The sequence below is a fragment of the Caulobacter sp. HJHS_5 genome, assembly GCF_056683955.1.
This window is the reverse complement of record NZ_JBWZNC010000008.1, coordinates 112,220-135,806: the sequence shown is the minus strand read 5'-3', so window position 1 is coordinate 135,806 and position 23,587 is coordinate 112,220. Positions and strand designations below refer to the sequence as shown.

The following is a 23,587-nucleotide window of genomic DNA, read 5'->3' as shown; positions in this document are numbered from 1 at the left end:
AACAGGCGAAAGGCGGGGTCATTACTCCACATAGGGCGGTTTAGCAAAAAATCGCCCCCTCCCGCCGCATTCAGGCCCCCAGCGGGGTGAGACCGTCCTCGGTCGGCTCGCCGGCCGGCACGTCGCGCCAGCCGCGGCGCTCCACCCGGCAAGCGATCAGGGCCAGAGCGCCCAGCGCGATCCACCACTCCTGCCAGACGCCGAACGACAGGGCGCCGATGACGATGAAGGTCGTCGCCGTGGCCGCCGCGACGGCGGCCTGGTTGCGACGTTCCTTGGCCATTTCGCCGATGCGCCACAGCACCATGGCGAAGAAGACCCCGCCCAGGGCGGCGCCGGGCAGGCCGAGTTCGAGCCACAGCTGGAGCGGAGCGTCGTGGGTGTGCAGCGGGATGGCGCCGGGGAAAGTGCGGGCCGCATCCAGGCCCCAACCGCGCAGCGGATGCTCCATCGTCTTGGCGGCCGCGAAGGCCCAGACATCCAGACGAATGTCCCACGACATCGGCGCCGCCTTGTGCAGGATCGAAAACAGGCCCCCGCGCACGGCGGCGTTCACGATGAACGGCGCGGCCAGGTAGCCGATCAGCACCGGCGCGACCATCGCCCGCGCCGCGACGGCGCCCCAGCGACGCACCGCCGCCCAGGCCGCCGCGCCGCACAGCACGGCGAGCAGCGGCGAGGTGTAGCTGGTCACCAGCGTCCCGGCGATCAGCGCGGCGCCAAGCCCGAAGGCGGCGATCCGCCAGCCGCGACGCAGGCAGATCAGCATCGCGGGGAAGACCAGCATGGCCAGCACATAGCCGGTCTGGGAGGCGTTCTTGAAGGCGAGGCCCGGCTCCAGTTCGTCGCCCACCGCCCGGCTGATCGCCAGCAGGATGCCGCCCTTCTGGATGGCGTCGCACAGGTAGATCGCCGCCATCGGCATCAGCCCCACGGCCAGCACGGTCGCCGCCCGCCGGGCCGAAATCGGCGACAGGCGCATCACCGCCGCCGCCGCCGCGCCATAGAGGCCGAGCTCCAGCACCATCTTGGCGATGGTCAGCTTCTCGATGCCGCCGTAGTCGCCCTTCGGTCCCGGCGTCGGCGCCATCGGGCTCCACTGCAGGCTGATCCCCGCCCAAAGGCAAAGCAGCGCCAGCACGATCAGCGTCCGGTCGCCCGGCCGGCTGCGCACCAGGCTCGGCGTGACCAGCAGCCCTGTCAGCGCCAGCAACGGCGCGAACCCGAGATAGCCCAGATAGCCGAACAGCGGCGTCAAGCCGAACGTCAGCATGCAGACGATCTCGAGCCAGGGCGTGGCCCCGGGCCCGGGCGGCGCGAACGGAGACTTCACCCGAGGCCGCCGAGTTCCGGCGGAACGTACTTCTCGCGCATGGTCACCAGTTCTTCCGCCAGGGTGGGGTGCACGGCGCAGGTGGAATCCCACTGCGCCTTGGTCACCCCCATCTTCACGGCCACGGCCGCCATCTGGATGATCTCCGGCGCGTCGGGGCCGCAGACATGCACGCCCAGGATACGGCCGCTTTCGCCGTCGACCACCAGCTTCATCAGGCAACGCTCCTCGGCGCCGACGAAGGTGTACTTCATCGGCCGGAACACCGCCCGGTAGATGTCCACCGACTTGTACTGATGGCGAGCGTCCGCCTCCGACAGACCCACCACGCCGATCGGCGGCTGCGAGAACACCGCGCTGGCCACCGCCTCGTGATCGAACGACGTCGGGTTGTTCCGGAACTCGGTCTCGGCGAAGGCCGCGCCCTCGCGGATCGCCACCGGCGTCAGGTTGATGCGGCCGGTCACGTCGCCCACCGCCCAGATGTTCTCGACATTGGTGCGCGAGAACTTGTCGACCGCGATATAGCCGCGCTCGTCCAGCTTCACCCCCGCGTTCTCCAGCCCGAGGCCGGTGACGTAAGGGCTGCGGCCGGTGGCGAACATAACCTGGTCGGTCATCAGGTCGTGTCCGCTCGACAACTTGCTGACCAGACGGCCGTCCTCGGTCTTCTCGATGCTCCTGTGCTCGCAGCCGAGCACCACCTTGACGCCCTTCTTCTCCAACTCGCCCGCCAGGTGCGAACGCAGGTCGTCGTCGAAACCGCGCAGGATGTTGGCTCCGCGATAGATCAGGGTCGTATCGACGCCGAGGCCGTTGAAGATGCCGGCGAACTCCACCGCGATGTATCCGCCGCCGACCACCACGATCGATTTCGGCAGCTCGGCCAGGTGGAAGGCCTCGTTGGAGGTGATGGCGTGCTCGGCGCCCGGGATGTCCGGCTTGGTCGGCCAACCGCCCACGGCGATGAGGATCTTCTCGGCGGTCACCGTCTGGGCGTGGTCGCCCTTGATCTCGACGGTGTGGGCGTCCTTCAGCACGGCGCGGCCGTGGACGAGGTCGGCGCCCGCCTTGGAAAGGTTGGTCACATAGATGCCGGACAGGCGGGCGATCTCGGTGTCCTTGTGGCGGATGAAGGCCGGCCAGTCGAAGGTCGCCTGGCTTTTGCTCCAGCCGTAGCCCTCGGCCAGCTTGGCGTGGAAGGCGAACTCCGAGGCGTAGACCAGGAACTTCTTGGGCACGCAGCCGCGCACCACGCAGGTGCCGCCCACGCGGTCCTCCTCGGCGATGCCTACCCGGGCGCCGGCAAGCGCCGCGAGCCGCGCCGCGCGCACGCCGCCGGACCCGGCGCCGATGACAAAGAGGTCGTAGTCGTACTGGGACGCCATGGTCGCTCCGCGGCCTTACGGTTGCAGGACATCGACTCCGGCGTCGGTCCCCACCAACGCCTCGTCGGCGAGATCGAGAAACAGGCCGTGGTCGACCACCCCGGTGAGGCTCTTGATCGCCTCCGCGAGGGCCGCCGGGTCGAGGATCCGACCGCAGGGGATGTCGTAGATGAGGTTGCCGCCGTCGGTTCGGAAGACCTGGCCGTCCTTCTGGCGCAGCTTCGGCAGGCCGGCGATCTCGAACTCGGCCAGCACGTCGCATAGGCGGCGCTGCGTCGCCTTGGCGCCGAAGGCCACCACCTCGACCGGCAGGGCGAAGGCGCCGAGCGTCGGCACCACCTTGGCGGCGTCTGCGATGGTCACGCAGCGGGCCGAGGCTTCCCACACCAGCTTCTCGCGCAGCAAGGCGCCGCCGCCGCCTTTGATGAGCGACAGGCCGGGGCCGATCTCGTCGGCCCCGTCGACGGTCAGGTCGATGCCCTTCACTTCGTCCAGCTCGGCCAGCGGAAGGCCGAGTTCGCGCGCCAGGGCGGCGGTCTGCTCGGAGGTCGGCACCCCGCGCACGTCGAGCTTGCGGGCCGCCAGCCCTTTGACGAACCACGCGGCGGTCGAGCCGGTGCCCAGCCCGACCACCATGCCGGAGTCCACGAGGGCGGCGGCGGCCTGCCCGGCCGCCTGCTTCTGACTGTCTGCGCTCACGACTATGCCTTGGTCCTGGAGGCCTTCACGGCGGCCTTCGCCTTACGGAACTGGGTGGCCCAATCGGCCTTGTCGGCCTGCTTGGCGCGCGCCAACGCCAGGGCGCCGGGGGCCACGTCGCTGACGATCACCGAGCCGGAGCCGGTCATCGCCCCCGCCCCCACCGTCACCGGCGCCACCAGGGCGGTGTTGGAGCCTATGAAGGCCCCCTCGCCCACATGGGTGTCGAACTTCTCGAAGCCGTCGTAATTGCAGAAGATCGTGCCGGCGCCGATGTTCGCCCCCGCCCCCACGCTGCCGTCGCCGAGATAGCTCAGGTGATTGGCCTTGGCGCCCTTGCCCACCTTCACCTTCTTCACCTCCACGAAGTTGCCGATATGCGCGCCCTCGCCGATGTCGGCCCCCGGCCGCAGCCGCGCATAGGGCCCGACGACGGCCCCGGCCCGCACCGCGGCGCCCTCGAGATGGCTGAAGGCGCGGATCACCGCGCCGCTCTCGACCGTGACCTTCGGCGCGAACACCACGTTCTGCTCCACCACGCAGCCGGCGGCGATCTCAGTGTCCCACGAGAACCACACGGTGTGCGGCGCCGGCATGGCGACCCCGGCGTCGAGCATGGCGCGACGGCGGCGCTGCTGCCAGACCTCCTCGGCGGCGGCCAGCTCGCCCTGCGAGTTCACGCCCTGCACGTCGGTCTCGGGCGCGAAGGCCGCCCGCGCGCTCAGTTCGCGGTCATGCGCCAGGCCGACCACGTCGGTCAGGTAGTACTCGCCCTTGGCGTTGTCGTTGGTCACCTGATCGAGCAGGTCGAAGAGCACGGCGCGGTCGGCGGCCAGCACCCCCGAATTGCAGTGTTTCACCTGGCGCACGGCGTCGTCCGCCTCCTTGGCCTCGACGATGCGCAACAGGGCGCTGTGGGCGCCGATGATCAGTCGGCCGTAGGCCCCGGGATCATGGGCGTCGAAGCCCAGCACGGCGATGTCGATTCCATGGGCGCGGATGTCGAACAGCGGGGCGATCACCGCCGCGCCTGTCAGGGGGCAGTCGGCGTAGGTCACCACCACGTCGCCGTCGAAATCGGCCAGGGCGTCCTTGGCGGCCAGCACGGCGTGGCCCGTGCCGAGCGGCGGGTCCTGGATCACCACGGCGGCGTCGCCGAGCCGCGCCCGGGCGCTCTCGGCCACCTCGGGGCTATGGGCGCCGGCCACCACCACGATGCGCTCGCAGCCCAGGCCCTGGGCCGCATCGATGGCATGGTCGAGCATCGTACGGCCGCCGACGGTGTGCAGCACCTTCGGTCTTGGGGAACGCATTCGCGTGCCTTGTCCGGCGGCGAGGATCACGGCGGCGCGTGCGGTCATCGGCGACTCCCGTTGCAATCTTCCAGCGTTTAGCCGAAAGGCCGCGGGAATGCATGACCTCCCCGATTTAACAGGCGTGACCATCGCCTTCGACCTCGACGGCACCCTCGTCGAGACCGCGCCCGACCTCGTCGGCGCCCTCAACGACACCCTGGCGGAGGCCGGTCATCCGCCCCTGCCGTTCGATCAGGTCCGCCTGATGGTGGGCCGCGGCGCCAAGGCCTTGCTGGAACGCGGCTTCGCCGCCGCCGGCGATCCGCTCGACGAGGCGCGGGCCCCGCCGATGGTCCAGCGCTTCATCGCCGTCTACCTGGCCCGCATCGCGCGGGAGAGCCGCCCCTTCCCGGGCGTCATCGAGGCGCTGGGCGCCCTGAAGGCGCGCGGCGCCAAGCTGGTGGTCTGCACCAACAAGCTCACCGGCCTGTCGGTCGCCCTGCTCGACGCCCTCGACCTGACGAAGTGGTTCGATGCGGTGATCGGCGCCGATCTTTCGCCCGCGCCCAAGCCGGACGCCCGGCATCTGATCGCCGCCGTCGACGCCGTGGGCGGCGATCTTCGCCGCGCCGTCATGGTCGGCGACAGCGCCACCGACGTCGGCGCCGCCAAGGCGGCCGGCGCGCCCTGCCTGCTGGTCAGCTTCGGCTACACCGAAACGGCGGTGCAGGACCTCGGCGGCGACCTGATCGTCGATGATTTCGCCGACGTGCCGACGGCGTGCGTGAAGCTGCTGACTACTTCTTCGGACTAACCCAAAGCATCGTCGACACGCCGCCGAGCGTGATGGCGAACGCGCCGAAGGCGACGATGATCATGGTCAGGACAATTTGGTCGGTGGTCACGGGGCGTCTCCAGATTTGACGCCCGATCATCCCGCGCCGCCTCGCGCCAGGAAATTCGGGAGAGCTCCCTAAGGGGGTTTACGGAGGCCCCTCCCCCTGCTCCAGCAGCAGCGACATCCGCACCAGGTCGGACAGGCTGCGGGCGTTCATCTTGGTCATCACATGGGCGCGATAGACCTCCACCGTGCGGGCGCTGATCCCCAGGTCGTAGGCGATGATCTTGTTCGGCTTGCCCTCGACCAGGCCCCGCAGCACCTCGCCCTCGCGGCCGGACAGGCTGGCGATGCGGTCGCGGATGGCCCGCAGCTCGTCGCGCTTGGCGCGGCCCGCCTCGCCGGAGGCCAGGGCGTTCTCCAGCGCCCCGATCAGCAGGTCGTCGTCGAACGGCTTTTCGATGAAGTCGGCGACGCCCAGGCGCATGGCCTCGATGGCCAGCGGCACGTCGGCGTGGCCGGTCATCACGATCACCGGATCCTTCACCCCTTCGGCGCGCAGACGGCGGATCAGCTCCAGGCCGGTCATGTGGGGCATCCGCACGTCGGTCAGGATGCAACCGGCCTCCAGACCGCCGACCGCGCCCAGCAGCGCCTGCGGCCCGTCATAGACCCGCACCGCCAGCCCCGCCTCCTCCAGCAGAAACTGCAGCGAATCCCGCAGCGCGTCGTCGTCGTCGACCACGTGAACCACGCCATCAGCCATCCGCCGCCTCCTCAACCTCGACCGTGCGCAGGGTGAAATGGAAAGTCGCCCCGCCGCCCGGCGTCGGCTCCACCCAGATCTGACCGCCGTGCGCCTCGATAATCGTCCGCGATATAGAAAGGCCGATTCCCATGCCGTCGCCCTTGGTGGTCACGAACGGCTGGAACAGACGCGCCGCCACCTCCGGGTCGATCCCCGGCCCGCTGTCGGCCACCGTCATCCGCGCCAGGCCCGGAGCGGCGGCGTCGACGCGAATGGCCATCTCCCGGCGCGGAGCGTCCCGCATGGCGTCCATGGCGTTGCGGATCAGGTTCAGCGCCACCTGCTGGATCTGCACCCGGTCGGCCAACACCAGGTCGACCGTCGGATCATAGTCGAATCGCACGTTCACCCCGTGCTCCTTGGCCCCCACCAGGGCCAGGGCGGCGGCGTCCTCCACGATGCGGACAAGGCTCTCCACGCGCCGCTCGGTCTCGCCCCGCGCGGCGAACTCCCGCAATCGCCGGATGATCTCTCCGGCCCGCAGCGCCTGGTCGCCCGCCCGCTCCAGGGCGTCCCGCAGTCGCGCCAGGTCCGGCTTCGTCCGCCCGAGGATGCGGGCCGATCCGCGCAGATAGTTGGTGATCGCCCCCAGCGGCTGGTTCAGCTCGTGCGCCAGGGCCGAGGCCATCTCGCCCATCGCCGTCACCCGGCTGATGTGGATCAGCTCGGTCTGCAGCTCCCGCACCCGCGCCTCGGCCTGCTGCGGCGCGGTCAGATCGCGCACGAAGCCGGTGAAGAAGCGCCCGCGCGTCGTCTTCACCTCGCCCACAGCCAGCGTCATCGGAAAGGTTTCGCCGCTCTTGCGCTGGCCCACCACCACCCGTCCCATGCCGATGATGTGCGGTTCGCCCGTCGCATAGTAGCGCTGCAGATAGCCGTCATGCGCCGCGCGATGGGGCTCCGGCATCAGGATGCGCACATTCTGGCCGATGGCGTCGGCCGCCCGCCAGCCGAACAGGGCCTCGGCCGCCGGCGAGAACGAGGTCATCAGCCCCGTCTCGTCGATCACGATCATGGCGTCCGGCACGGTGTCGAGGATCGACTTCAGGTGCGCCTCGCGCTCGGCCAGGTCGCGGTTCACCGCATGGATCGCGCGCCGCTGGCGCTGGAACCACTCGCCGCCCGTGACGATCGCCCCGCAGACCAGGCCGAACAGCCCGGCGCTGATCACATCGCCCATGTCCAGCGGCCCGTCGGCCACGCTGGCGTAGACGCCCGCGATCGCTCCCAGGGCCGTCGCCGCCGCGCCGGGCCACAGGCCGGCCAGGGCCGAGGCCAGCACCACGCCGGGAATGAAAAACAGGAAGATGCTCTGGTCGCCCAGCATCGGCGCCAGCACCAGCCGCGCCACGAGGCCGGCGACGGCGCCGCCGACCGCCACCGCATAGCCCAGGCTCGGGACGCTGTTGGTCGGCTCGCGGATCGAGAAGCGCATCGTCCCTGGTTCTAGCACGGAGGCGCCACAGATGAAGCTAAGGGCAACCCCGTAGGGACAAGACCCGAATGTCGGTCGCGCGAGGCGGGGCGTATCCCCTCGTCATTGGCCGGCGCGTGGGGCGCGGGCCTTCCCAGGGATCCGGACCATGACCGCTCCGCTCGTCGACCTCACCGTCCACCACCGCCCGCGCGGCGCGGCCGACCGCGTCGCCTACGGCTTCGTGAAGGCCCTCCGCTTCTTCGCCGACACCTTCTTCGCCAAGCGCTACGGCCACCGCGCCGTGGTTCTCGAAACCGTCGCCGCCGTGCCCGGCATGGTCGGCGCCACGCTCAACCATCTGAAGTGCCTGCGCCGCATGGAAGACGACCGCGGCTGGATCAAGACGCTGATGGACGAGGCCGAGAACGAGCGCATGCACCTGATGACCTTCATCGAGGTCTGCAAGCCGACCCTGTTCGAACGCTTCGTGGTCGTGGCCGTGCAATGGGTGTTCTACCTGTTCTTCTTCGGCCTCTACCTGATCAGCCCGAAGACCGCCCACCGCGTGGTCGGCTATTTCGAGGAGGAGGCGGTGATCAGCTACACCCACTACCTCGCCGAGATCGACCAGGGCCGCAGCGCCAACGTCCCGGCCCCGAAGATCGCGCTCGCCTATTGGGGCCTGCCGGCCGACGCGACCCTGCGCGACGTGGTCGAGGTGGTCCGGGCCGACGAGGCGCACCACCGCGACGTCAACCACGGCTTCGCCAACGAAATCGCCGGCCTGCCGCAGGCGGCCCGCATCGCCCCCTGCCCGCCGCACGCGGTGCTGGAGCCGAACTGGAAGGCGGCGGCCTGAAGAGGCTTTCCCGAGAGCGAGAGGCCGGCCAAGCCGGCCCCTCGCTGGCGTCGGACCTGAAGTCCTGCGCCTGACCTGTTCGGGCCTTACGGGCGATCATCGGCCCGAGGCGGTTGAACCCGTCGGCTGGATCGGTATCCTGCCCACAGAGATCAGGTCGCCCGCCGCGACCAGGCCGGCGCCGAGAGCTCAATGCCAGCGCGAACCCGGTCCGACGCCCGTCGATAACCTGGCGTCACGACAGCTCACCCAACAGGGAGGCCGCCGTGGCGCTCAGACAGACGTTCCATATTTCGATACCTGCGACGCGTCGTCGTCGGCTGCCGACGCGGTTTTCCGCGACGGAAATCTGAGATGCGCATCCTCGCCTGCGTCGACGCATCCGCCTACGCGCCCGCGGTCTGCGACTACGCCGCGTGGCTGACGGGGCCCATGGATCAGCACGTCAGTGTCCTTCACGCGATCGAGGCCGGCTCAAACGCCGCGGCGGCGAACGCCGTGCTCGCAGAAGCGGCTGGACGACTGCGGGACAGCGGCCTTGAGGATATTCGCTGCGTGGCCGAGCCCGGCCCGTTCCGCGAGGTCGCCGCCACAGTCGCCGCCACCTGCTCCATGCTCGTCGTCGGCAAGCGCGGCGAGCACGGCGACGGACATCGACGCCTGCTCGGCTCCAACATCGAACCGCTGCTGCGATCCACCGACACGCCTACCTGCCTGGTCTCCAGCCTTTTCCTGCCGGTGCGGCGTTGCCTCATTCTTCTCGATGGCGACATCACGCACCGTCGCACGGTAGAGTTCGTCAGCGCCCATCCGTGGCTCTCCGCGCTCGACACCGACGTGGTGGTGATGACCGACGAAAACACCGGCGAGGAAAAGCTCGCCTGGGCGCGGGAGCGGCTGGGGGCGGGCGGCGCCGATATCTATCCGATCTCCGCCGACGGACCGCACGACGCCGTCGAGCGCTACCGCCAGGAGCACTCCATCGATCTACTGGTTCTATCGCGCGAGGTCGCCCTCGAAGGCGACGCCGCGCGCCTCCGCCGTATCGAGGCCGACAGCCTGTGGGCTTGGCGCGCACCCGTGCTCATCTGCTGACGACCAATCAGGGAACGGCTGTATCCCCGGCCGATTAGATAGCCATGCAATACATTGGAGACGGGCTGAGCGCGCAATGGCCGAGGTTCGCGCCCTGGCTGATCGGCCTTGCGGTGGTCGTGTCGGCGGTGATAGGCGCGCTTCTGCTGCATCGACTGGCGCTCGCCGTTCTTCGACGGGCGACGGCGGACCCGGAACGGAAGACCGAACGCATCCTGGTCGATCACACCGCGCGGCCGGCGAAGTGGCTTCTCGTGGCGGTGGCGGTCAGTCTCGCCCAGCGCGCCGCGCCGCTCGACGCCGCCGCCACCGCGCTGTGGCGACAGGCGGCCGGGCTTGTGCTGCCGGCGCTGGTCGGATGGCTGGCGATCAGTCTCGTGCAGGCGACCCAGGGGATCGTCGAGGCGCGCACGGACATCGCCGTCGAGAATAACCTGCAGGCCCGGCGACGCCGGACGCGCGTAGGCATCCTCACCCGCATCGCGGCGATCCTCATTCTGTTCCTGACCCTGTGCATGATGCTGCTCAGCATTCCCGGCGTCCGCAATGTCGGGGTGACGCTGATGGCCTCGGCGGGCTTGGCCGGCCTCGCGGTCGGCGCGGCCGCTCAACCGGCGCTGAAGAACCTGATCGCCGGCGTCCAGATGGCCTTCACCGAGCCGATCCGCCTCGACGACGTCGTGATCATCGCCGGCGAATGGGGACGGATCGAGGAAATCCGGCTGACCTATGTGGTGGTCAGGGTCTGGGACGAACGGCGCCTGGTGGTGCCGGTCTCGAAGTTTCTGGAGGAGCCCTTTCAGAACTGGACGCGACAGTCGTCCCAGCTGCTCGGCAGCGCCTTCTTCTATCTCGACCCGGCCACGGACGTGGAGCGCCTTCGGGCTCATCTCGAGACGGTGGTGCGGGCCCAATCGCTGTGGGATCGCCGCTTCTTCAACCTGCAGGTCACCGATACCAAGCCGGAGGCGATCGAGGTGCGCGCCCTGGTCACCGCCGCCGACGCCAGCCGCGCGTTCGACCTGCGCTGCGCCGTTCGCGAGGCGATGCTGAAGTTCATCCGCGAAGAGATGCCGGAGGCCCTGCCCAAGGTGCGGTTGGGCGAGTCTTTCGGGGAAAATGCGAGACGCCCCGACGCCTTGGCGTAAGGAATGGTGGATGCGACAGGGATTGAACCTGTGACCCCCTCGGTGTGAACGAGGTGCTCTCCCGCTGAGCTACGCATCCGCTCGGGCGGGGCGGGCAAGCGCCCCCGGCCGGAAGGGTTGCGGCTATAGCCCGCTCGTCGCGGACGAGCAAGGCCACAAACGCCGCAATCCTCTCTAGTGATTGTGTCGCGGCAGCTTGGCCGAAACGTTGCGGTACTTCACGGCGTTCTCCAGCACCGCTCCGCCCTCCATCGAGCCGGTGTGGGCGCGGAAGATCTCCTCCCAGGGCGTCTGGCTTTCCGGGACCGGCGGCGCATTCGCTTCCGCGCGCCGACGGGCCATCTCGCCCTCCGGCAGCAGCAGGTCCACGCGCGCGGCGCCCAGGTCGATGCGGATCGGATCGCCGTCGCGCAGGAAGGCGAGATCGCCCCCCACCGCGCTTTCCGGCGTCATGTGCAGGATCGACGGGCTGTCGGAGGTGCCCGACTGGCGGCCGTCGCCGAGGGTCGGCAGGCTGGTCACACCGCGACGGATCAGGGCGTCCGGCGGCTGCATGTTGACCACCTCGGCCGAGCCCGGCCAGCCGATCGGCCCGGCGCCGCGCATCACCAGCACGGTCTTCTCGTCGATGTTCAGCGAGGGGTCGTTGATCCGGTGGTGATAGTCGTCGCCGCCGTCGAACACCACGACCTTGCCCTCGAAGACCCCGCCCTTGAAGCGCGCCTCGAACTCCGGCGTCTGCACGCTGGCCTTCATCAGGGCGAACTCGAAGAAATTGCCCTTCATCACGATGAAGCCGGCGTTCTCGCGCAGCGGCGTCTCGAAGGTGTGGATCATCTCGCGGTCGTTGGTCTCGCGCCCCTCGAGGTTCTCGCGCATGGTCTTGCCGGTCACCGTCAGGCGGTCGGCGTGCAGTTGGCCCGCCTGCAGCATTTCCCACATCGCCGCCGGCACGCCGCCCGCGCGGTGGAACCGCTCGCCGAGGAAACGCCCCGCCGGGGCCATGTCGACGATCAGCGGCTGCGGCGCGCTGTATTCGATCCAGTCCTCGTTGGTCAGTTCGACGCCCGCGTGGCGCGCCATGGCGGTGATGTGCGGCTGGGCGTTGGTCGAACCGCCGACCACGGCCACCATCGCGATGGCGTCGAGGAAGGCTTCCCGGGTCAGAATCTGCGAGGGGCGCAGGTCTTCATAGGCCATCTCCACGATGCGCTTGCCGGTGTAGTAGGCCATCTGGCCGCGCTCGCGGTACGGCGCGGGGATGGCCGCGCATCCCGTCAGCGACATGCCCAGCGCCTCGGCCACGGCGTTCATCGTCGAGGCCGTGCCCATGGTGTTGCAGTGGCCGGCGGACGGCGCCGAGGCGGTGGCCGCCTGGATGAACTGCTCCTCGTTGATCTCGCCCGCCGCCAGCTTGCGGCGGCTCTGCCAGATCACCGTGCCGGAGCCGACCAGCTGATTGTTCCACCAGCCGTCCAGCATCGGCCCGCCGGACAGCACGATGGCCGGCAGGTCCATGGTCGTCGCCGCCATCACCTGCGAGGGCGTGGTCTTGTCGCAGCCGGTGGTCAGCACCACCGCGTCGATCGGATAGCCGTTCAGGATCTCGACCAGCCCCAGATAGGCCAGGTTGCGGTCCAGCGCCGCCGTCGGGCGACGGCAATTCTCGAAGATCGGATGCAGCGGGAATTCGATGGGGATGCCGCCCGCGTCGCGGATGCCGTCGCGCACGCGCTTGGCCAGGTCCAGGTGGATGCGGTTGCACGGCGAAAGATCGCTGCCGCTCTGGGCGATGCCGATGATCGGCTTGCCCTCGCGCAATTCCTCCGGCGTCACCCCGTAATTCATGAACCGTTCGAGATAGACGGCGGTCATGTCGCTGCGGTCGGGGCTGGCGAACCAGTCGCGGGAGCGGAAGGGGCGTTTCGGCGTACGGGTGGTCATAAGCTCAGTCAGGTTCAGGGGGCGAATAACCCCGACAAATGGTCAGGCCTTGCGACCACGGCTGTATACGAAATGCAAGAGCCACGCTCTGACCGAGGTCAATGCGGCGCCCATAAAAGGCAAGGGACGCCCGGGGCCTGCCCCGAACGTCCCCTCACTCCTTGAAGAAACCGCGATCAGAAGCGGAAGCGGACGCCCCCCACGAAGTAGCGGCCGATCACGTCGTATTGCGATTGGAAGCTCGGGTAGAATTCGGTCGGCTGGGCGTTGTTCTGCGGCGCGAACACGAACTTGTCGGTCAGGTTCTGGCCGGTGAGGTAGACCGAGATCGGCCGGTCGCCCTCGCGGATGTCATACGAGACGCTGGCGTTCAGGTAGGTCACCGCATCGAGCTCGTTGTTGGCCACGAACACGTTCGGCTGCAGCGTGTAGTGCATCTTGCCGATGTAGCGGAGGTCCACGCCGAAGTTCCACCGACCGAAGGCGTAGTCGGCCGAGGCCGTCCAACGATTCTTCGGAACGCCGGCGGCGGCGCCGGCCAGCACCGTCGGGATCGCGCCCGGCGACGACGCCTGGGTGAATTCCTTGGTGTGGTTGCCGAGGAAGCGCAGGTCCAGCTGGCCCGGACCGAGGTCCATCGCGTAGCTGAACTCGTAATCGACGCCTTCCTGCGTCGAATAGGCTTGGTTGAACGGCACCGTCGCGATCGTCAGCGGGAAGTTCTGCGCCGTGCGGTCGGAGAACGGGAACGGCCGGACGATGAACTCGCAGGTCGGCCCCGTGCCGCCGCTGTCCTCGCACTGCTGGTTGATCAGGCCTGTGCCGGGGCGGGTGATCTGGTTCTCGATGCGGATCTTGTAATAGTCGAGCGAGGCGCTGAAGCCCGGGAAGAAGTTCGGCCGCCAGACCACGCCGACCGTGGTCGTCTTCGCCTCTTCCGATTCCAGGCCCGGATTGCCCTTGTTCAGGGTGATCAGATTGGTGTTCTGGCCGGTGTGGATGTCGCTGAAGGTGCCGCGGGTCGAACCCGTGCCCTGGAACAGCTCGTAAAGCGTCGGCGCCCGGATATCCTGCGAGACGGTGCCGCGGAAGCGGATGTCGTCGTTGACGTTCCAGCTGCCCCCGAACTTCCAGGCCCACATCGAGCCGGTGACGCTGTAGTCGACGTAGCGGGCCGCGGCGTTCAGTTCGAGCGCGCGCGCGAAGGCCACGTCCTTCACGATCGGCACGGCGATTTCGGCGTAGGCCTCCTTGATGTCCTGCTCGCCCTTGGACTTGCCGACATTGGTCGAATTCCACAGCAGGTTGAAGGGGTTGGCGGCGCTGCGCAGGCCTTCGGCGACGCCGTTCAGATTGGCCGGATTGGTGGCCGACGCCTCGCTGAGGCCCGGCTCATAGAGCGGGATCGGCGCGCTGGGGTCGACATTGCTGAACTGCTCCAGGTTCTGGCGGCGGAATTCCGCGCCGACCGCGAAGTTCACCGCCCCGGCCGGAAGGTCGAACAGCGGCCCGCTGAGGTTGGCCGAGACCGCCGTCTGCTTCTGCTCGACGGAGTATTGCGACGGCTCATCCTGGACGTAGGCGTAGGATTCCTTGGATGGCGAGCCGTTGCCGAAGGGGTTCCAGGGCTTGCACCCCGGCAACAGGCCCGGATTGGTCAGGTCCATGCGGCAGACGATGTTGCCGTTCTTCACCCCGGTCTGGAACTCGCCGGCGTCCACCGCGTCCAGGGCCGCGAACCACTTGGGCTGGTTGAAATTGCCGTAGTGGCGGGTCTTCAGGCGCGAGAAACCATGGCTGAACCGGGCGTCCCAACGCAGCTGGCCGATCTCGCCGTTGAAGCCGCCCAGCAGGGTGTAGGCCTTGTTGTTGGTCAGCACCTCCTTCGGATGCTGATCGGCCTCCACGCGGCTGCCGACGAACGACGCCACGCCCTCCGCCACCATCCGGTCGCGCACGAACTGCGGCAGGAAGGCGTTGTCGGAGAAGATCTGGAACGACTGGAACTGCGTCCCCGCCCCCACCGTCACATAGCGGGTGTCGGCGTCCGAGAAGCTGCCTTGCAGGAAGCCGTGGACGCTCGGGGTGAACTCATAGTCGGCCCGGCTGAAGAACTGCTTGGTCTCCAGCAGCGAGGTCAGGGTCGCGCCGAAGGTCACCGCCGTGTCCGCCCCGCCCACGTTGAAGTTCGGCGTCCCGGTCGGCGTCCCCAGGTCGGCAAGGTGCGCGCCGTTGGCCGAAACCGGCCCGCCCACCAGCGTCGGTTCGAAGGTGTAGCCGGTCAGTGAGAAGGGCCGCGTGCCCGCCCGCGCCTCGGCCTGGGCCGCAGTCCGGCCGGCGTTGATCAGGGTGCCGTAGGTGCCGTTCGCCAGACGCACATTGAACGTCGGGGTGAACGGGTTCGCGGGGCAGGTGCCGGTGGCGCAGGGGCGCGCGGCGTTGGCGCCCACGTTCACCCAGCCGCCGTAATAATCGCCGCCGTAGGGGCGCTCGCCGTTGTTGGCGATGCCGGGCTGGTAGAAGTAGTCGACGCTGGCCTCGAGATGCAGCTTGTCGTCCAGGAAGAACTTCCCGGCCGCCAGGCTGACCTTCTTCTGCTCGTTGTCCGACCGGCTGGAGACCCCGTACTGCACGTTGCCCTTGATGCCGGAGAACTTGGTGTCGAGAATGAAATTCACTACCCCGGCCACGGCGTCCGAGCCGTAGGCGGCCGAGGCCCCGCCGGTGACCACCTCCACCCGCTGGATCAGGGCCTGAGGCACGATGTTGGCGTCGGTGGTGCCGTCGAAGCTGGTCGGCGGCAGGCGCTGGCCGTCGAGCAGCAGCAGGGTTTCGATCGAACCGAGGCGGCGCAGGTTCAGATAGTTGCCGGCCGAAGGCGTGCCCGCCTGGCTGCTGGTCACGTTCGAGCCGGCCGTGCCGACGAATTGCGGAAGCCGCGCCAGGCCTGCCGGGAGGCTTTCAGGCGCCTTCGCCAGCAGTTGCTCGGTGCTCATCACCGTCACCGGCGTCGGCGCTTCATAACCGTTGGCGACAATGCGCGAACCGGTGACGACCAGCTCCTCCACGGTGGATTCCGCGGCGGGCGCCGCGGCGCCAGGGGTCTGGGCCTGGGCCGCCCCGGCCAAGGCGACGAGGCTCGCGCCGACGAACAGTCCCGTAAGCTTCCTGTTGGTCATGGTCTCTCCCTAAGCTCCTGATTTTTATGCCGTTTGAACGGATCAGGCCGTCTCGATCAGGGCGAAGCGGCCATACTTGTGGCCGTATTGAGACAGAGGCGAAACAGAGTGTCTACAGTATGCAAGCGCTTCCGAAGCTTCGCTGTAACCGTTTTCATGGTTAAGGCCCGTTCGCCTTGCGGGCGAACCCTTGTGCGCCAAAGGAAAAACGGCCCGTCCGCTTCCGGACGAGCCGCCTCAAAAAAGTTTAGTGAACAAAGCTTCGCTTTTGGCCGGCGCCCGCGTGAACTATGACTCGGGGCGGCCGTCCCGTTTCATCCGCGCCTTGGAGCGACTCGCCAGCGCCATCAGCGCAAGCGTCAGGGCGAAGAGACCCAGTCCGATCAGGGTCGTGGCGCCGCTGCGCCGCGCTATGAATAGCACGTAGATCGAAGCGAACGAGGCCACGAAGGCGCCGCCGCGATAGGCGAAGAAAATCAGGCGCGCAATCGGCAGACGCGGCTCCTCGGGCTGGGAGTGGGCGGACGTCGCATCGTCAGGCCACGGCCTTTTTCGCGCGGGATTTGCGCACGATGGCGGGCTTTGGCGGCGCGGCGGCGCGGCGCGCTTCCAGTTCGAGCTCGATGGGTGGAATCAGGGCGGCGGCGCCTGCACGGTGCGGTCCGTCGGTGGTATCCAGGCGCAGGGCATTGGCATAGAGGACGCCGAGGTCCGCGTCGCTCATGTGCGGAATACGTTCGATCAGGGTCATGCCTTGGCTCCGGTTGAGGTGATGCAGCGACGTCGGCCGCAAAGCGGCCCGCCGGATTCATAATTTGCGCGTCGACACCACGTAGCCGCCGTCGCCGAGCTCGAGATCGAAGGCGATGCGGTCTCCGGCCTTCAGGTCGGCCATCGCCGCGCCCGACGCCGCATAGCCGATGGTCAGTCCTTCGCTGCTCGTTTCGCCGGCGCTCGGCGCCTGCCGCAGGAACAGCAGGCCCTTGGGCACGTCCACGCTGAGAACCGTGGCCTGATGGGACACAACGCGCCGGGTCACGAGCGCCGGCTGCTCGGCCGCGACGATCGTATCGGTCGGCGCCACGACGGCCTCACGACCGCACGCGGCGCAGACCAGCGTCAGCACGCCCATGGAAAGCGCGAGCGCGCGGCTCATCGCGCCCTCAGTTTCTCGACGCAGGCGCGCAGCAAGACCGTACGGCTCGCCGTCACACGCGGCGCCTTCAGCTCGTCAAGAGCGCCGGTCAGCGGCTCGCCGCGATGGCGTTCGCCGAGCTTCCAGATTTCAGCTCGAATATCCGCCTCGCTCGGACCGAGGCTGTTGAGGCGCGACATGAATGTCATGGGGGAGGCCGGGCTGCGGCGCCGCATCGGATACGATCGACCGCTTCGGTGGCGGCACGCGCCCGATGACGCCTCCTCCATATGGGGATGCGCCGCCCGAATGAAAGAGCCCGCTCGCCGACGTTCGGCGGGGCCGAGGTCGACATCGAAGATGCCCGGCAGCAGGCCACGGCGTCTACGTAAGCGTCCATTCCGCCTCAGAACGGACGCCGGCTGGCGTAGCGGGGCACGGCATTCATGGCGTTCACTGCCCCGGTCAGCGCCTCGGCCGCTCGCGTTGCGCGCATGCTGGGTTAATTGCCGTCCATGTCTATCTATTCGACGCGCCAAGCCCCATGTTCCAGGAGTGCAGTCGAGCCCGTGCCGCCACCGAAGCGGTTGATCTGGGCCCGGCGCGGCGCCTCCAGAGAACTGTGATGACCATTGCTCCCGTAGCGTTCGTGTGGCGTCAATGACGGCCGACCCGACGCACGACGCACTCGTTCGCGACAACACCTATCTTCGACAGCGCAACGCCCAGCTGCAGGATGACGTCAATGCTCTGCTGGCGGAAGCCGCCCGCCTGCGGCAGACGCTCGAACGGATGCATGGCCGCCGCTCGCCTTCCATGCCCGATCCGCTGAGCGGCGGCCAAAGTTGAGCGACGCCATGGCGCCCCATGGACCGCCGCCGGGCATGCGCCTGCAGACCGGTTTCGAGCTCGTTTACGAATGCGCTGCGCCGACGCCGATGCTGCTGATGCTGAGCGTCCACCCGTCCCGGCGAAGCGATCTTGAAGCGCCGGACTGGCTGCGCACCGATCCGCCCGTGCAGGTGCGCCGGTATATCGACGGCTTCGGCAACATCTGCTCGCGCCTCCAAGCGCCCGCCGGTCGCCTATCCATCTCGGCGGATTTCATCATCCGCGACACCGGGCTGATTGATGTCTATGCGCCCGAGGCCGCGCAGCATCCGGTGGCTGACCTTCCCGACGAGGTGATCGTCTACCTGCTGGGTAGCCGCTACTGCGAGACCGAGTTGCTGAGCGAGACCGCCTGGTCGCTATTTGGCGCTCTGCCGCCTGGATGGGCCAAGGTGCAGGCGATCTGCGATTATGTGCACGGTCACATCCGCTTCGACTACCAGACCGCCCGGCCGGACAAGACAGCCTATCAGACCTTCGTCGAGCAGGCAGGCGTCTGCCGGGATTACGCCCACCTCGCTATCGCGCTGTGCCGATGCATGAACATCCCGGCGCGCTATTGCACCGGTTATCTCGGGGACATCGGCGTGCCTGTAGTTGGCGCCCCGGACTTCAGCGCCTGGTTCGAGGTCTACCTCGGCGACGCCTGGTACACCTTCGATGCGCGCAACAACATGCCGCGCATGGCCCGAGTGCTGATCGCCCGCGGCCGCGATGCCGTCGACGTGCCCCTCAGCACCAGCTTTGGCAACGCCGTCCTAACTAAGTTCGAGGTCGTCAGCGTCGAAGCGCCGGAAGACAACTCGGACTAAGAGTTAGACCTATGGGATATTTAATTGTGCCACTAGAGACAAATTAGAACTATAGTGACAGCACTATCGAGTCGCATGGGGCGGGCTTGAGGACTATATTCGTTACATGGAAACTACGCAGGAAATACGCGAACGCTGGACGTACCTGCGTAAATTGCTCATCGCGCAACTCGACAAATTCGAAAGCGGCGCCCTCCAACTCCATGCTCACGACGAAAACATTAGCCCTGCAGCTATCGCTCGATTGAAACGTGAAATACTTGAGTTCGATGGAATGATCGCTCGCAGCGAGGCGCATGACAACTGACCGCCATCAGTCTCGGCGTCACTCGGACAAGCCCGTGTTGGCGGCGTCAGTTCGGTCGCTTGTGCTCCCGGCCCAACACAGCAGCTCCGCTCGCAGTCAACTGGTACACAACGAAAGCTTCCTTGGCGGCGGACGTGGTAGCCAAGTGGCTTACCCCCAGCCAGCCCCGGTCACAGCACTCAAGAGCCGCTGTCATGTCGCCAACCCACGCTTCGTCGCACAGGCGACGGGCCGCTTGGCGCAGGGCCGCCAATTGGTCGTCAGTGATGTTGTCCGAGGGTGTTGGCAGGATATTGGTCATCGGCCAACCTAGCACGTCCCACGCATCACTTCTGCCGTTAAACCGTGCAACCTTGGCTGGTGCGGCATGCTGGCAAGCAGACCATCCCAGGGCTGACATGGGGTTAGCCGACGCCATCATCTGGTGTGGCGGCTTCACCAACCGCGAGGACGCCCAGGGGGCGCTCGACACCGGCCTCGTGGATCTTATCGCCTTCGGACGGCCCGTTTCGCCACCGCCATCCGCCCGCCGTTTTGGCTGCCGCGACGAGCATCAGCACGGCGATCAGGCCGCCTATCGCGACGATATTCCAAGGTGTCGACAGGAAGCGGATGGCCAGGACGAGGCCGGCTACGAAGAGAATCAACGTCGCCCAGCCTTGCCAGGCGATCGGCAAGCTCGCGCCAACTCCGTGGCGCTTCGCGGCGAACCAGGGTTTGGATGTCCCGGCCATTATCGGATGAAGTAGCCGTTCACGGCCCAGCTCGCACCTTCACGCGAGAGAACCACGGTCTCGACCACCTCGCGTTGCGCGTATGTGGATTTGAACTGGGCGACCTCGTACTCGCCCACCGGAGCGCCGGGCAGCGAAGTGGTTGCGGTCACCGACTGCAACAGGCGCGACGAAACCGATCCCAGGGGCTGTCGAACGCTCTGGGCGGTCGTCGCCCAACGCGCCTTCGGCATCGTCTTGAACGCCGCGCCCGCCGCTTCCCAGCTCGCGTCCCACTTTTGCTGGTCCAGGAGCGCGAGCCAGTCTCTGGCCGCCTTCGTTCCCGCCGTCTCCTGAACCGTTTGCGCCGCTGCGGCGACGGTCGTGACGGGCGACGTCCGCGACGGGCCAACCGCAAGAAAGATCGATGCAGCCGTAACCGCTGCGATGATGACCGCCATGACAAGCATCCCTCCACCGAACCAGGCGAAAGGACGCTCCCCGCCGGCTCGCGTTGCTGAAGGCTCTTCGCTTGTCAGGGGTTGGCGCGTCGGGGCGACCCCGATTTCCTTGTCCCCCAGAAAATTGGGGGCCTCCCGTTCGACGTCGGCCAGCAGTCTCGCCGCCTCCCTGCTGCTGGAGACAGCCAGCTTCCGGCGCGCATCACGCAGGCGCTCGTTCACGGTATGGACCGAAAGGCCCAGGCTGTTGGCCATGGACTTGGCGTCATGGCCCGCGGCGAGGAGCCGGAGCGTCGCCTTCTCCCGCTCGCTCAGCGCGCCAACCCTGTCGAGCCTAGCGTCCATGCGTCCTTCCCATTGAAGGGGCTCCCACAGGGGGAATTGCCCGGCCAATAGCAGTGAAGTTCGTGTGTGAGCGCAAGCAACGAAAGGTCTTGATGAAGGCTCGAAATCCCCCTTAGGCGGACGCTCCGAAGGTCCCGGCCACCGTGACCGGCGGCCGTTGGTCGGTCCAAACGCAAACCGCCCGCCTCCGGGGCTCCGGAAGCGGGCGGCGCGCAACCGTCGAACTCGGCTTTTAGATCACCGTGCGCTTCACGTCCTGGCGCTGCGTGCCCAGGCCGTCGATGCCCAGCTCGATCACGTCGCCTTCCTTCAGGTACATCGGCGGCTTCATGCCCAGGCCCACGCCCGGCGGGGTGCCGGTCGAGATGATGTCGCCCGGCTGCAGGCTCATGAACTGGCTGAGGTAGTGCACCAGGTAGGCGCAATCGAAGACCATCGACTTGGTGTTGCCGGTCTGAACGCGCTTGCCGTTCAGGTCGAGCCACAGGCCGAGATTGTTGATGTCGCCGGCCTCGTCGAGCGTGACGAGGTAGGGGCCGAACGGGCCGAAGGTGTCGCAGCCCTTGCCCTTGTCCCACTGGCTGCCCTTCTCGAGCTGGAATTCGCGCTCGGAGAGGTCGTTCACCAGCACCAGTCCGGCCACGTAGTCGAGCGCGTTCTCGGCGCTCACGTACTTGGCTTCCTTCCCGATCACCACGCCCAGCTCGACTTCCCAGTCGCCCTTCTTGGAGTTCGGCGGCAGGTAGACGTCGTCGTTCGGGCCGATGATGGCCGAGGTGGCCTTCATGAACACGATCGGCTCGGTCGGAACGGGCTGGCCGCTCTCGGCCGCGTGGTCGCTGTAGTTCAGGCCGATGCAGACGAACTTGCCGACCTTGGCCACCGGCTCTGCGGCGCGGGCGTCGTCCGGAACCAGCGGCAGGCTGTCGATGTCGACGCCCTTGAGGGCCGCCAGGCCCGAGCCCAGCAGGGCGCCGTCGATGTCGGCGACCACGCCCGAGAGGTCGCGGCGCTTGCCGTCCGAGCCGAGCACGCCGGGCTTTTCGGAGCCTTTCGGCCCCCAACGCAGGAGTTTCATGACTTAGGTCCGTCTGAGGAGGTGAAGAGCAGTTCTAATCCTATCCCCCTCTCCCTCGAAGGGAGAGGGGTCGGGGGTGAGGGTGCGTGCGGGGCGGCTCAATATAGCCTCTGGGGGCGCTGCCTGTTGAGCTTCTCCGGAAGCTCAACGCCGACACCCCCATCCCTGCCCTTCCCCCTTCGAGGGGGAAGCGAGCGCGGGCTTAAAGACTCATGCCGCCGTCGATGATCAGGTTCGTACCCGTCATGAAGTTGGCGTCGTCGGAGGCCAGCATCAGGGCGACCGCGGCGATCTCCTCGGCGGTGCCGAGGCGGCCCATGGGCTGGCGGGCGATGAAGGCGGCGCGGGCCGCCTCCACGTCGCCGCCGGCGGCGAAGCGGTCGTGCAGCGACGGGGTCTCGGTGGTGCCGGGCGAAATCGCGTTGCAGCGGATGCCTTCGGTGATGAAGTCGCGGGCCACCGACATGGTCAGGCCCACCACCGCCGCCTTCGAGACGCCGTAGGCGAAGCGGTTCGGCGCGGCCATCACCGACGAGACCACCGAGGCCACGTTGATGATCGCCCCGTCCTTGCGCTCGCGCATGCCCGGCAGCACGGCCTGGATGGTGTTGACCATCGAGAACACATTGATGTCGAAGGCGCGCTTCAGGTCTTCCGGCTTGGTGTCGGCGATCGAGCCGTTGTGCACCCAGCCGGCGCAGTTCAGCACCACGTTAATGCCGGGGTTGGCGTCGACCACGGCCTGGACGCCCGCGGCGTCGGTGGCGTCGACCGCGGCGGTCACCACGTTGGCGACGCCGGCATAGACCTCTTTCAGCTTCTCGCCGTTCAGGTCGGTGGCGATCACCTTGGCCCCCTCGCGAAGGAACGCGTCGGCGGACGCCTTGCCGATGCCCTGCGCGGCGCCGGTGATCAGGATGATCTTATGCGCGAGTTTTCCGGCCATGGGGGGAACTCCTGGATTTCGTTCTTCAGGGGGAGGATCGGGTCGGGCTCAGCCCGGGAACAACAGGGCGCCGCCGTCGACGCGCACCACCTGGCCGCTGATGTAGCGGGCCTTGGGCGAGCAGAGCATGGCCACCGCGTCGGCGATCTCCTGCGGCTCGGCATAGCGATCCAGCGAGACGCTGCTCTCCATCGCCGCCGCGTCCAGCGTGCGGGTGGCCATGAAGCGGGCGGTCTTGGCCGGGCCGGGGCTGACGGCGTTGGCGCGCACGCCGTGCACGCGCCCGGCGTTGGCCAGGCAACGGGTATAGTGGATCACCGCCGCCTTGGCGCAGCTGTAGGCCACCTCGTTGTCGAGGCCGTAGTGGGCGTTCACCGAACCGATGTTCACGATGCTGCCGTGCTGGCGCTCGATCATGCCCGGCACGATGGCGCGGCACATGATCATGGTGCCGAAGAAGTTGCGCTCCACCACGATGCGCACGTCTTCCATGGCGGTGTGCAGGGAGTCGTTGGGGTTCGGCTTGCCTTTGACGCCGATGTCACCGCCGGCGCAGTTCACCAGGATGTCGATCTTGCCGAGGTCGGCTTCGATCTTGGCGACCATCGCGGCCACCGTCGCCTCGTTGGTGATGTCGCCCACCACCGAGGTCGTGCGGGCGTTGTTGACGCGCAGGGCGGCGGCGGCGGCGGTCAGGGTCTCGAACTCGCCGAACTGCGCGGGCGCTTCTTCCGAAATGTCATGGATCGCCACGTCGGCGCCCATGGCGATCAGCGCCTTGGCGATGTGGTTGCCCAGCCCGCGGCCGGAGCCGGTGACCAGGGCCACCTGGCCGGCGAGTTCGCCTCGTTCTTCGTTGCTGCTCGGCATGACGCCCCCGTTCGTTGGGTTCTTGT

At 67.8% G+C, this 23,587-nt stretch carries 23 protein-coding genes and 1 tRNA gene; 7 read left to right on the top strand and 17 right to left on the bottom strand.

The annotated features are described in order from the left end of the window. Positions 1-70: 70 nt before the first annotated feature. From ACFLIT_RS16485 to glmU, 4 genes are read right to left on the bottom strand one after another with little or no spacing between them, the layout of a single operon-like run. Positions 71-1,333 carry an O-antigen ligase family protein gene (locus ACFLIT_RS16485; protein WP_479912358.1) on the bottom strand — a complete coding sequence of 421 codons (1,263 nt, stop codon included), beginning with the start codon at positions 1,331-1,333 and terminating at the stop codon, positions 71-73. Beyond that, positions 1,330-2,721 carry a glutathione-disulfide reductase gene (gene gor, locus ACFLIT_RS16480; protein ID WP_479912357.1) on the bottom strand — a complete coding sequence of 464 codons (1,392 nt, stop codon included), beginning with the start codon at positions 2,719-2,721 and terminating at the stop codon, positions 1,330-1,332. Before gor ends, ACFLIT_RS16485 begins: the two co-directional genes overlap by 4 nt. 15 nt (positions 2,722-2,736) lie before the next feature. Continuing rightward, the gene (gene rpiA, locus ACFLIT_RS16475) at positions 2,737-3,420 is read right to left on the bottom strand and encodes a ribose-5-phosphate isomerase RpiA (RefSeq protein WP_479912356.1); all 684 of its coding nucleotides are present in this window, start codon (positions 3,418-3,420) and stop codon (positions 2,737-2,739) included. Between the two features lie 2 nt (positions 3,421-3,422). Then, positions 3,423-4,781 carry a bifunctional UDP-N-acetylglucosamine diphosphorylase/glucosamine-1-phosphate N-acetyltransferase GlmU gene (gene glmU / locus ACFLIT_RS16470; protein WP_479912355.1) on the bottom strand — a complete coding sequence of 453 codons (1,359 nt, stop codon included), beginning with the start codon at positions 4,779-4,781 and terminating at the stop codon, positions 3,423-3,425. 49 nt (positions 4,782-4,830) lie between these two features. Between glmU and gph the strand changes: the two genes are divergently transcribed. Beyond that, entirely contained in the window at positions 4,831-5,529 is a 699-nt protein-coding gene (gene gph / locus ACFLIT_RS16465) for a phosphoglycolate phosphatase (RefSeq protein WP_479912354.1), read from the top strand. A 169-nt stretch (positions 5,530-5,698) separates the two neighbouring features. On the opposite strand, the gene fixJ is transcribed toward gph, so the two are convergent. Continuing rightward, the gene (fixJ, locus tag ACFLIT_RS16460) at positions 5,699-6,319 is read right to left on the bottom strand and encodes a response regulator FixJ (protein ID WP_479912353.1); all 621 of its coding nucleotides are present in this window, start codon (positions 6,317-6,319) and stop codon (positions 5,699-5,701) included. Next, positions 6,312-7,796 carry a sensor histidine kinase gene (locus tag ACFLIT_RS16455; RefSeq protein WP_479912352.1) on the bottom strand — a complete coding sequence of 495 codons (1,485 nt, stop codon included), beginning with the start codon at positions 7,794-7,796 and terminating at the stop codon, positions 6,312-6,314. Before ACFLIT_RS16455 ends, fixJ begins: the two co-directional genes overlap by 8 nt. Before the next feature lie 148 nt (positions 7,797-7,944). On the opposite strand from ACFLIT_RS16455, the gene ACFLIT_RS16450 reads away from it, so the two are divergent. From ACFLIT_RS16450 to ACFLIT_RS16440, 3 genes are all read left to right on the top strand, one after another. Continuing rightward, positions 7,945-8,637: an alternative oxidase gene (locus ACFLIT_RS16450; RefSeq protein ID WP_479912351.1), complete on the top strand. Its 693-nt coding sequence runs from the start codon at positions 7,945-7,947 to the stop codon at positions 8,635-8,637. A gap of 354 nt (positions 8,638-8,991) precedes the next feature. Next, a complete protein-coding gene (locus ACFLIT_RS16445; RefSeq protein ID WP_479912350.1) occupies positions 8,992-9,732 on the top strand; it encodes a universal stress protein in 741 nt (246 codons plus the stop codon). A 44-nt stretch (positions 9,733-9,776) separates the two neighbouring features. Next, positions 9,777-10,880, top strand: coding sequence for a mechanosensitive ion channel family protein (locus ACFLIT_RS16440; protein WP_479912349.1), 1,104 nt, complete (start codon positions 9,777-9,779; stop codon positions 10,878-10,880). A 4-nt stretch (positions 10,881-10,884) separates the two neighbouring features. Here ACFLIT_RS16440 and ACFLIT_RS16435 read toward each other — a convergent pair. The 6 genes from ACFLIT_RS16435 to ACFLIT_RS16410 all read right to left on the bottom strand — a co-directional run bounded on the left by ACFLIT_RS16435 (position 10,885) and on the right by ACFLIT_RS16410 (position 17,374). After that, positions 10,885-10,959, bottom strand: a tRNA-Val gene (locus ACFLIT_RS16435). Positions 10,960-11,054: 95 nt separating this feature from the next. After that, on the bottom strand, positions 11,055-12,824 hold the full coding sequence (locus ACFLIT_RS16430) for an IlvD/Edd family dehydratase (protein ID WP_479912348.1): 1,770 nt from the start codon (positions 12,822-12,824) through the stop codon (positions 11,055-11,057). A gap of 176 nt (positions 12,825-13,000) precedes the next feature. Further along, positions 13,001-16,003, bottom strand: a complete 3,003-nt coding sequence (locus ACFLIT_RS16425; protein ID WP_479912347.1) for a TonB-dependent receptor plug domain-containing protein — start codon at positions 16,001-16,003, stop codon at positions 13,001-13,003. Positions 16,004-16,538: 535 nt separating this feature from the next. Then, positions 16,539-16,754 carry a hypothetical protein gene (locus tag ACFLIT_RS16420; RefSeq protein WP_479912346.1) on the bottom strand — a complete coding sequence of 72 codons (216 nt, stop codon included), beginning with the start codon at positions 16,752-16,754 and terminating at the stop codon, positions 16,539-16,541. Between the two features lie 57 nt (positions 16,755-16,811). Beyond that, the gene (locus tag ACFLIT_RS16415; RefSeq protein ID WP_479912345.1) at positions 16,812-17,159 is read right to left on the bottom strand and encodes a hypothetical protein; all 348 of its coding nucleotides are present in this window, start codon (positions 17,157-17,159) and stop codon (positions 16,812-16,814) included. Further along, positions 17,156-17,374, bottom strand: a complete 219-nt coding sequence (locus ACFLIT_RS16410; protein ID WP_479912344.1) for a hypothetical protein — start codon at positions 17,372-17,374, stop codon at positions 17,156-17,158. Before ACFLIT_RS16410 ends, ACFLIT_RS16415 begins: the two co-directional genes overlap by 4 nt. A 424-nt stretch (positions 17,375-17,798) precedes the next feature. Here ACFLIT_RS16410 and ACFLIT_RS16405 point away from each other — a divergent pair, with 424 nt between their 5' ends. The 3 genes from ACFLIT_RS16405 to ACFLIT_RS16395 all read left to right on the top strand — a co-directional run bounded on the left by ACFLIT_RS16405 (position 17,799) and on the right by ACFLIT_RS16395 (position 19,148). After that, positions 17,799-17,987 carry a hypothetical protein gene (locus ACFLIT_RS16405; protein ID WP_479912343.1) on the top strand — a complete coding sequence of 63 codons (189 nt, stop codon included), beginning with the start codon at positions 17,799-17,801 and terminating at the stop codon, positions 17,985-17,987. Next, entirely contained in the window at positions 17,984-18,841 is an 858-nt protein-coding gene (locus ACFLIT_RS16400) for a transglutaminase-like domain-containing protein (protein WP_479912342.1), read from the top strand. The genes ACFLIT_RS16405 and ACFLIT_RS16400 overlap by 4 nt, the downstream gene beginning before the upstream one ends. A gap of 106 nt (positions 18,842-18,947) precedes the next feature. Next, entirely contained in the window at positions 18,948-19,148 is a 201-nt protein-coding gene (locus ACFLIT_RS16395) for a hypothetical protein (protein WP_479912341.1), read from the top strand. A gap of 404 nt (positions 19,149-19,552) precedes the next feature. Here the strand turns inward: ACFLIT_RS16395 and ACFLIT_RS16390 are convergent, their stop codons facing one another. From ACFLIT_RS16390 to ACFLIT_RS16370, 5 genes are all read right to left on the bottom strand, one after another. Next, entirely contained in the window at positions 19,553-19,825 is a 273-nt protein-coding gene (locus ACFLIT_RS16390; protein ID WP_479912340.1) for a hypothetical protein, read from the bottom strand. Positions 19,826-19,881: 56 nt separating this feature from the next. Next, on the bottom strand, positions 19,882-20,667 hold the full coding sequence (locus ACFLIT_RS16385) for a helix-turn-helix domain-containing protein (RefSeq protein ID WP_479912339.1): 786 nt from the start codon (positions 20,665-20,667) through the stop codon (positions 19,882-19,884). Between the two features lie 232 nt (positions 20,668-20,899). Next, positions 20,900-21,745 carry a fumarylacetoacetate hydrolase family protein gene (locus tag ACFLIT_RS16380; RefSeq protein ID WP_479912338.1) on the bottom strand — a complete coding sequence of 282 codons (846 nt, stop codon included), beginning with the start codon at positions 21,743-21,745 and terminating at the stop codon, positions 20,900-20,902. A 202-nt stretch (positions 21,746-21,947) separates the two neighbouring features. Next, positions 21,948-22,691 carry an SDR family oxidoreductase gene (locus ACFLIT_RS16375; RefSeq protein ID WP_479912337.1) on the bottom strand — a complete coding sequence of 248 codons (744 nt, stop codon included), beginning with the start codon at positions 22,689-22,691 and terminating at the stop codon, positions 21,948-21,950. 48 nt (positions 22,692-22,739) lie between these two features. Beyond that, on the bottom strand, positions 22,740-23,561 hold the full coding sequence (locus ACFLIT_RS16370) for an SDR family NAD(P)-dependent oxidoreductase (protein WP_479912336.1): 822 nt from the start codon (positions 23,559-23,561) through the stop codon (positions 22,740-22,742). Positions 23,562-23,587: the final 26 nt, after the last annotated feature.

What these genes read in the sequence shown, in the direction of transcription:
- gor (WP_479912357.1), bottom strand. Translation starts at nt 2,721, where the DNA reads ATGGCGTCCCAGTACGACTACGACCTCTTTGTCATCGGCGCCGGGTCC.
- glmU (WP_479912355.1), bottom strand. Translation starts at nt 4,781, where the DNA reads ATGACCGCACGCGCCGCCGTGATCCTCGCCGCCGGACAAGGCACGCGA.
- gph (WP_479912354.1), top strand. Translation starts at nt 4,831, where the DNA reads ATGCATGACCTCCCCGATTTAACAGGCGTGACCATCGCCTTCGACCTC.
- fixJ (WP_479912353.1), bottom strand. Translation starts at nt 6,319, where the DNA reads ATGGCTGATGGCGTGGTTCACGTGGTCGACGACGACGACGCGCTGCGG.
- ACFLIT_RS16455 (WP_479912352.1), bottom strand. Translation starts at nt 7,796, where the DNA reads ATGCGCTTCTCGATCCGCGAGCCGACCAACAGCGTCCCGAGCCTGGGC.
- ACFLIT_RS16450 (WP_479912351.1), top strand. Translation starts at nt 7,945, where the DNA reads ATGACCGCTCCGCTCGTCGACCTCACCGTCCACCACCGCCCGCGCGGC.
- ACFLIT_RS16445 (WP_479912350.1), top strand. Translation starts at nt 8,992, where the DNA reads ATGCGCATCCTCGCCTGCGTCGACGCATCCGCCTACGCGCCCGCGGTC.
- ACFLIT_RS16440 (WP_479912349.1), top strand. Translation starts at nt 9,777, where the DNA reads ATGCAATACATTGGAGACGGGCTGAGCGCGCAATGGCCGAGGTTCGCG.
- ACFLIT_RS16430 (WP_479912348.1), bottom strand. Translation starts at nt 12,824, where the DNA reads ATGACCACCCGTACGCCGAAACGCCCCTTCCGCTCCCGCGACTGGTTC.
- ACFLIT_RS16425 (WP_479912347.1), bottom strand. Translation starts at nt 16,003, where the DNA reads ATGACCAACAGGAAGCTTACGGGACTGTTCGTCGGCGCGAGCCTCGTC.
- ACFLIT_RS16420 (WP_479912346.1), bottom strand. Translation starts at nt 16,754, where the DNA reads ATGACCCTGATCGAACGTATTCCGCACATGAGCGACGCGGACCTCGGC.
- ACFLIT_RS16415 (WP_479912345.1), bottom strand. Translation starts at nt 17,159, where the DNA reads ATGAGCCGCGCGCTCGCGCTTTCCATGGGCGTGCTGACGCTGGTCTGC.
- ACFLIT_RS16410 (WP_479912344.1), bottom strand. Translation starts at nt 17,374, where the DNA reads ATGCGGCGCCGCAGCCCGGCCTCCCCCATGACATTCATGTCGCGCCTC.
- ACFLIT_RS16405 (WP_479912343.1), top strand. Translation starts at nt 17,799, where the DNA reads ATGACGGCCGACCCGACGCACGACGCACTCGTTCGCGACAACACCTAT.
- ACFLIT_RS16395 (WP_479912341.1), top strand. Translation starts at nt 18,948, where the DNA reads ATGGAAACTACGCAGGAAATACGCGAACGCTGGACGTACCTGCGTAAA.
- ACFLIT_RS16385 (WP_479912339.1), bottom strand. Translation starts at nt 20,667, where the DNA reads ATGGACGCTAGGCTCGACAGGGTTGGCGCGCTGAGCGAGCGGGAGAAG.
- ACFLIT_RS16380 (WP_479912338.1), bottom strand. Translation starts at nt 21,745, where the DNA reads ATGAAACTCCTGCGTTGGGGGCCGAAAGGCTCCGAAAAGCCCGGCGTG.
- ACFLIT_RS16375 (WP_479912337.1), bottom strand. Translation starts at nt 22,691, where the DNA reads ATGGCCGGAAAACTCGCGCATAAGATCATCCTGATCACCGGCGCCGCG.
- ACFLIT_RS16370 (WP_479912336.1), bottom strand. Translation starts at nt 23,561, where the DNA reads ATGCCGAGCAGCAACGAAGAACGAGGCGAACTCGCCGGCCAGGTGGCC.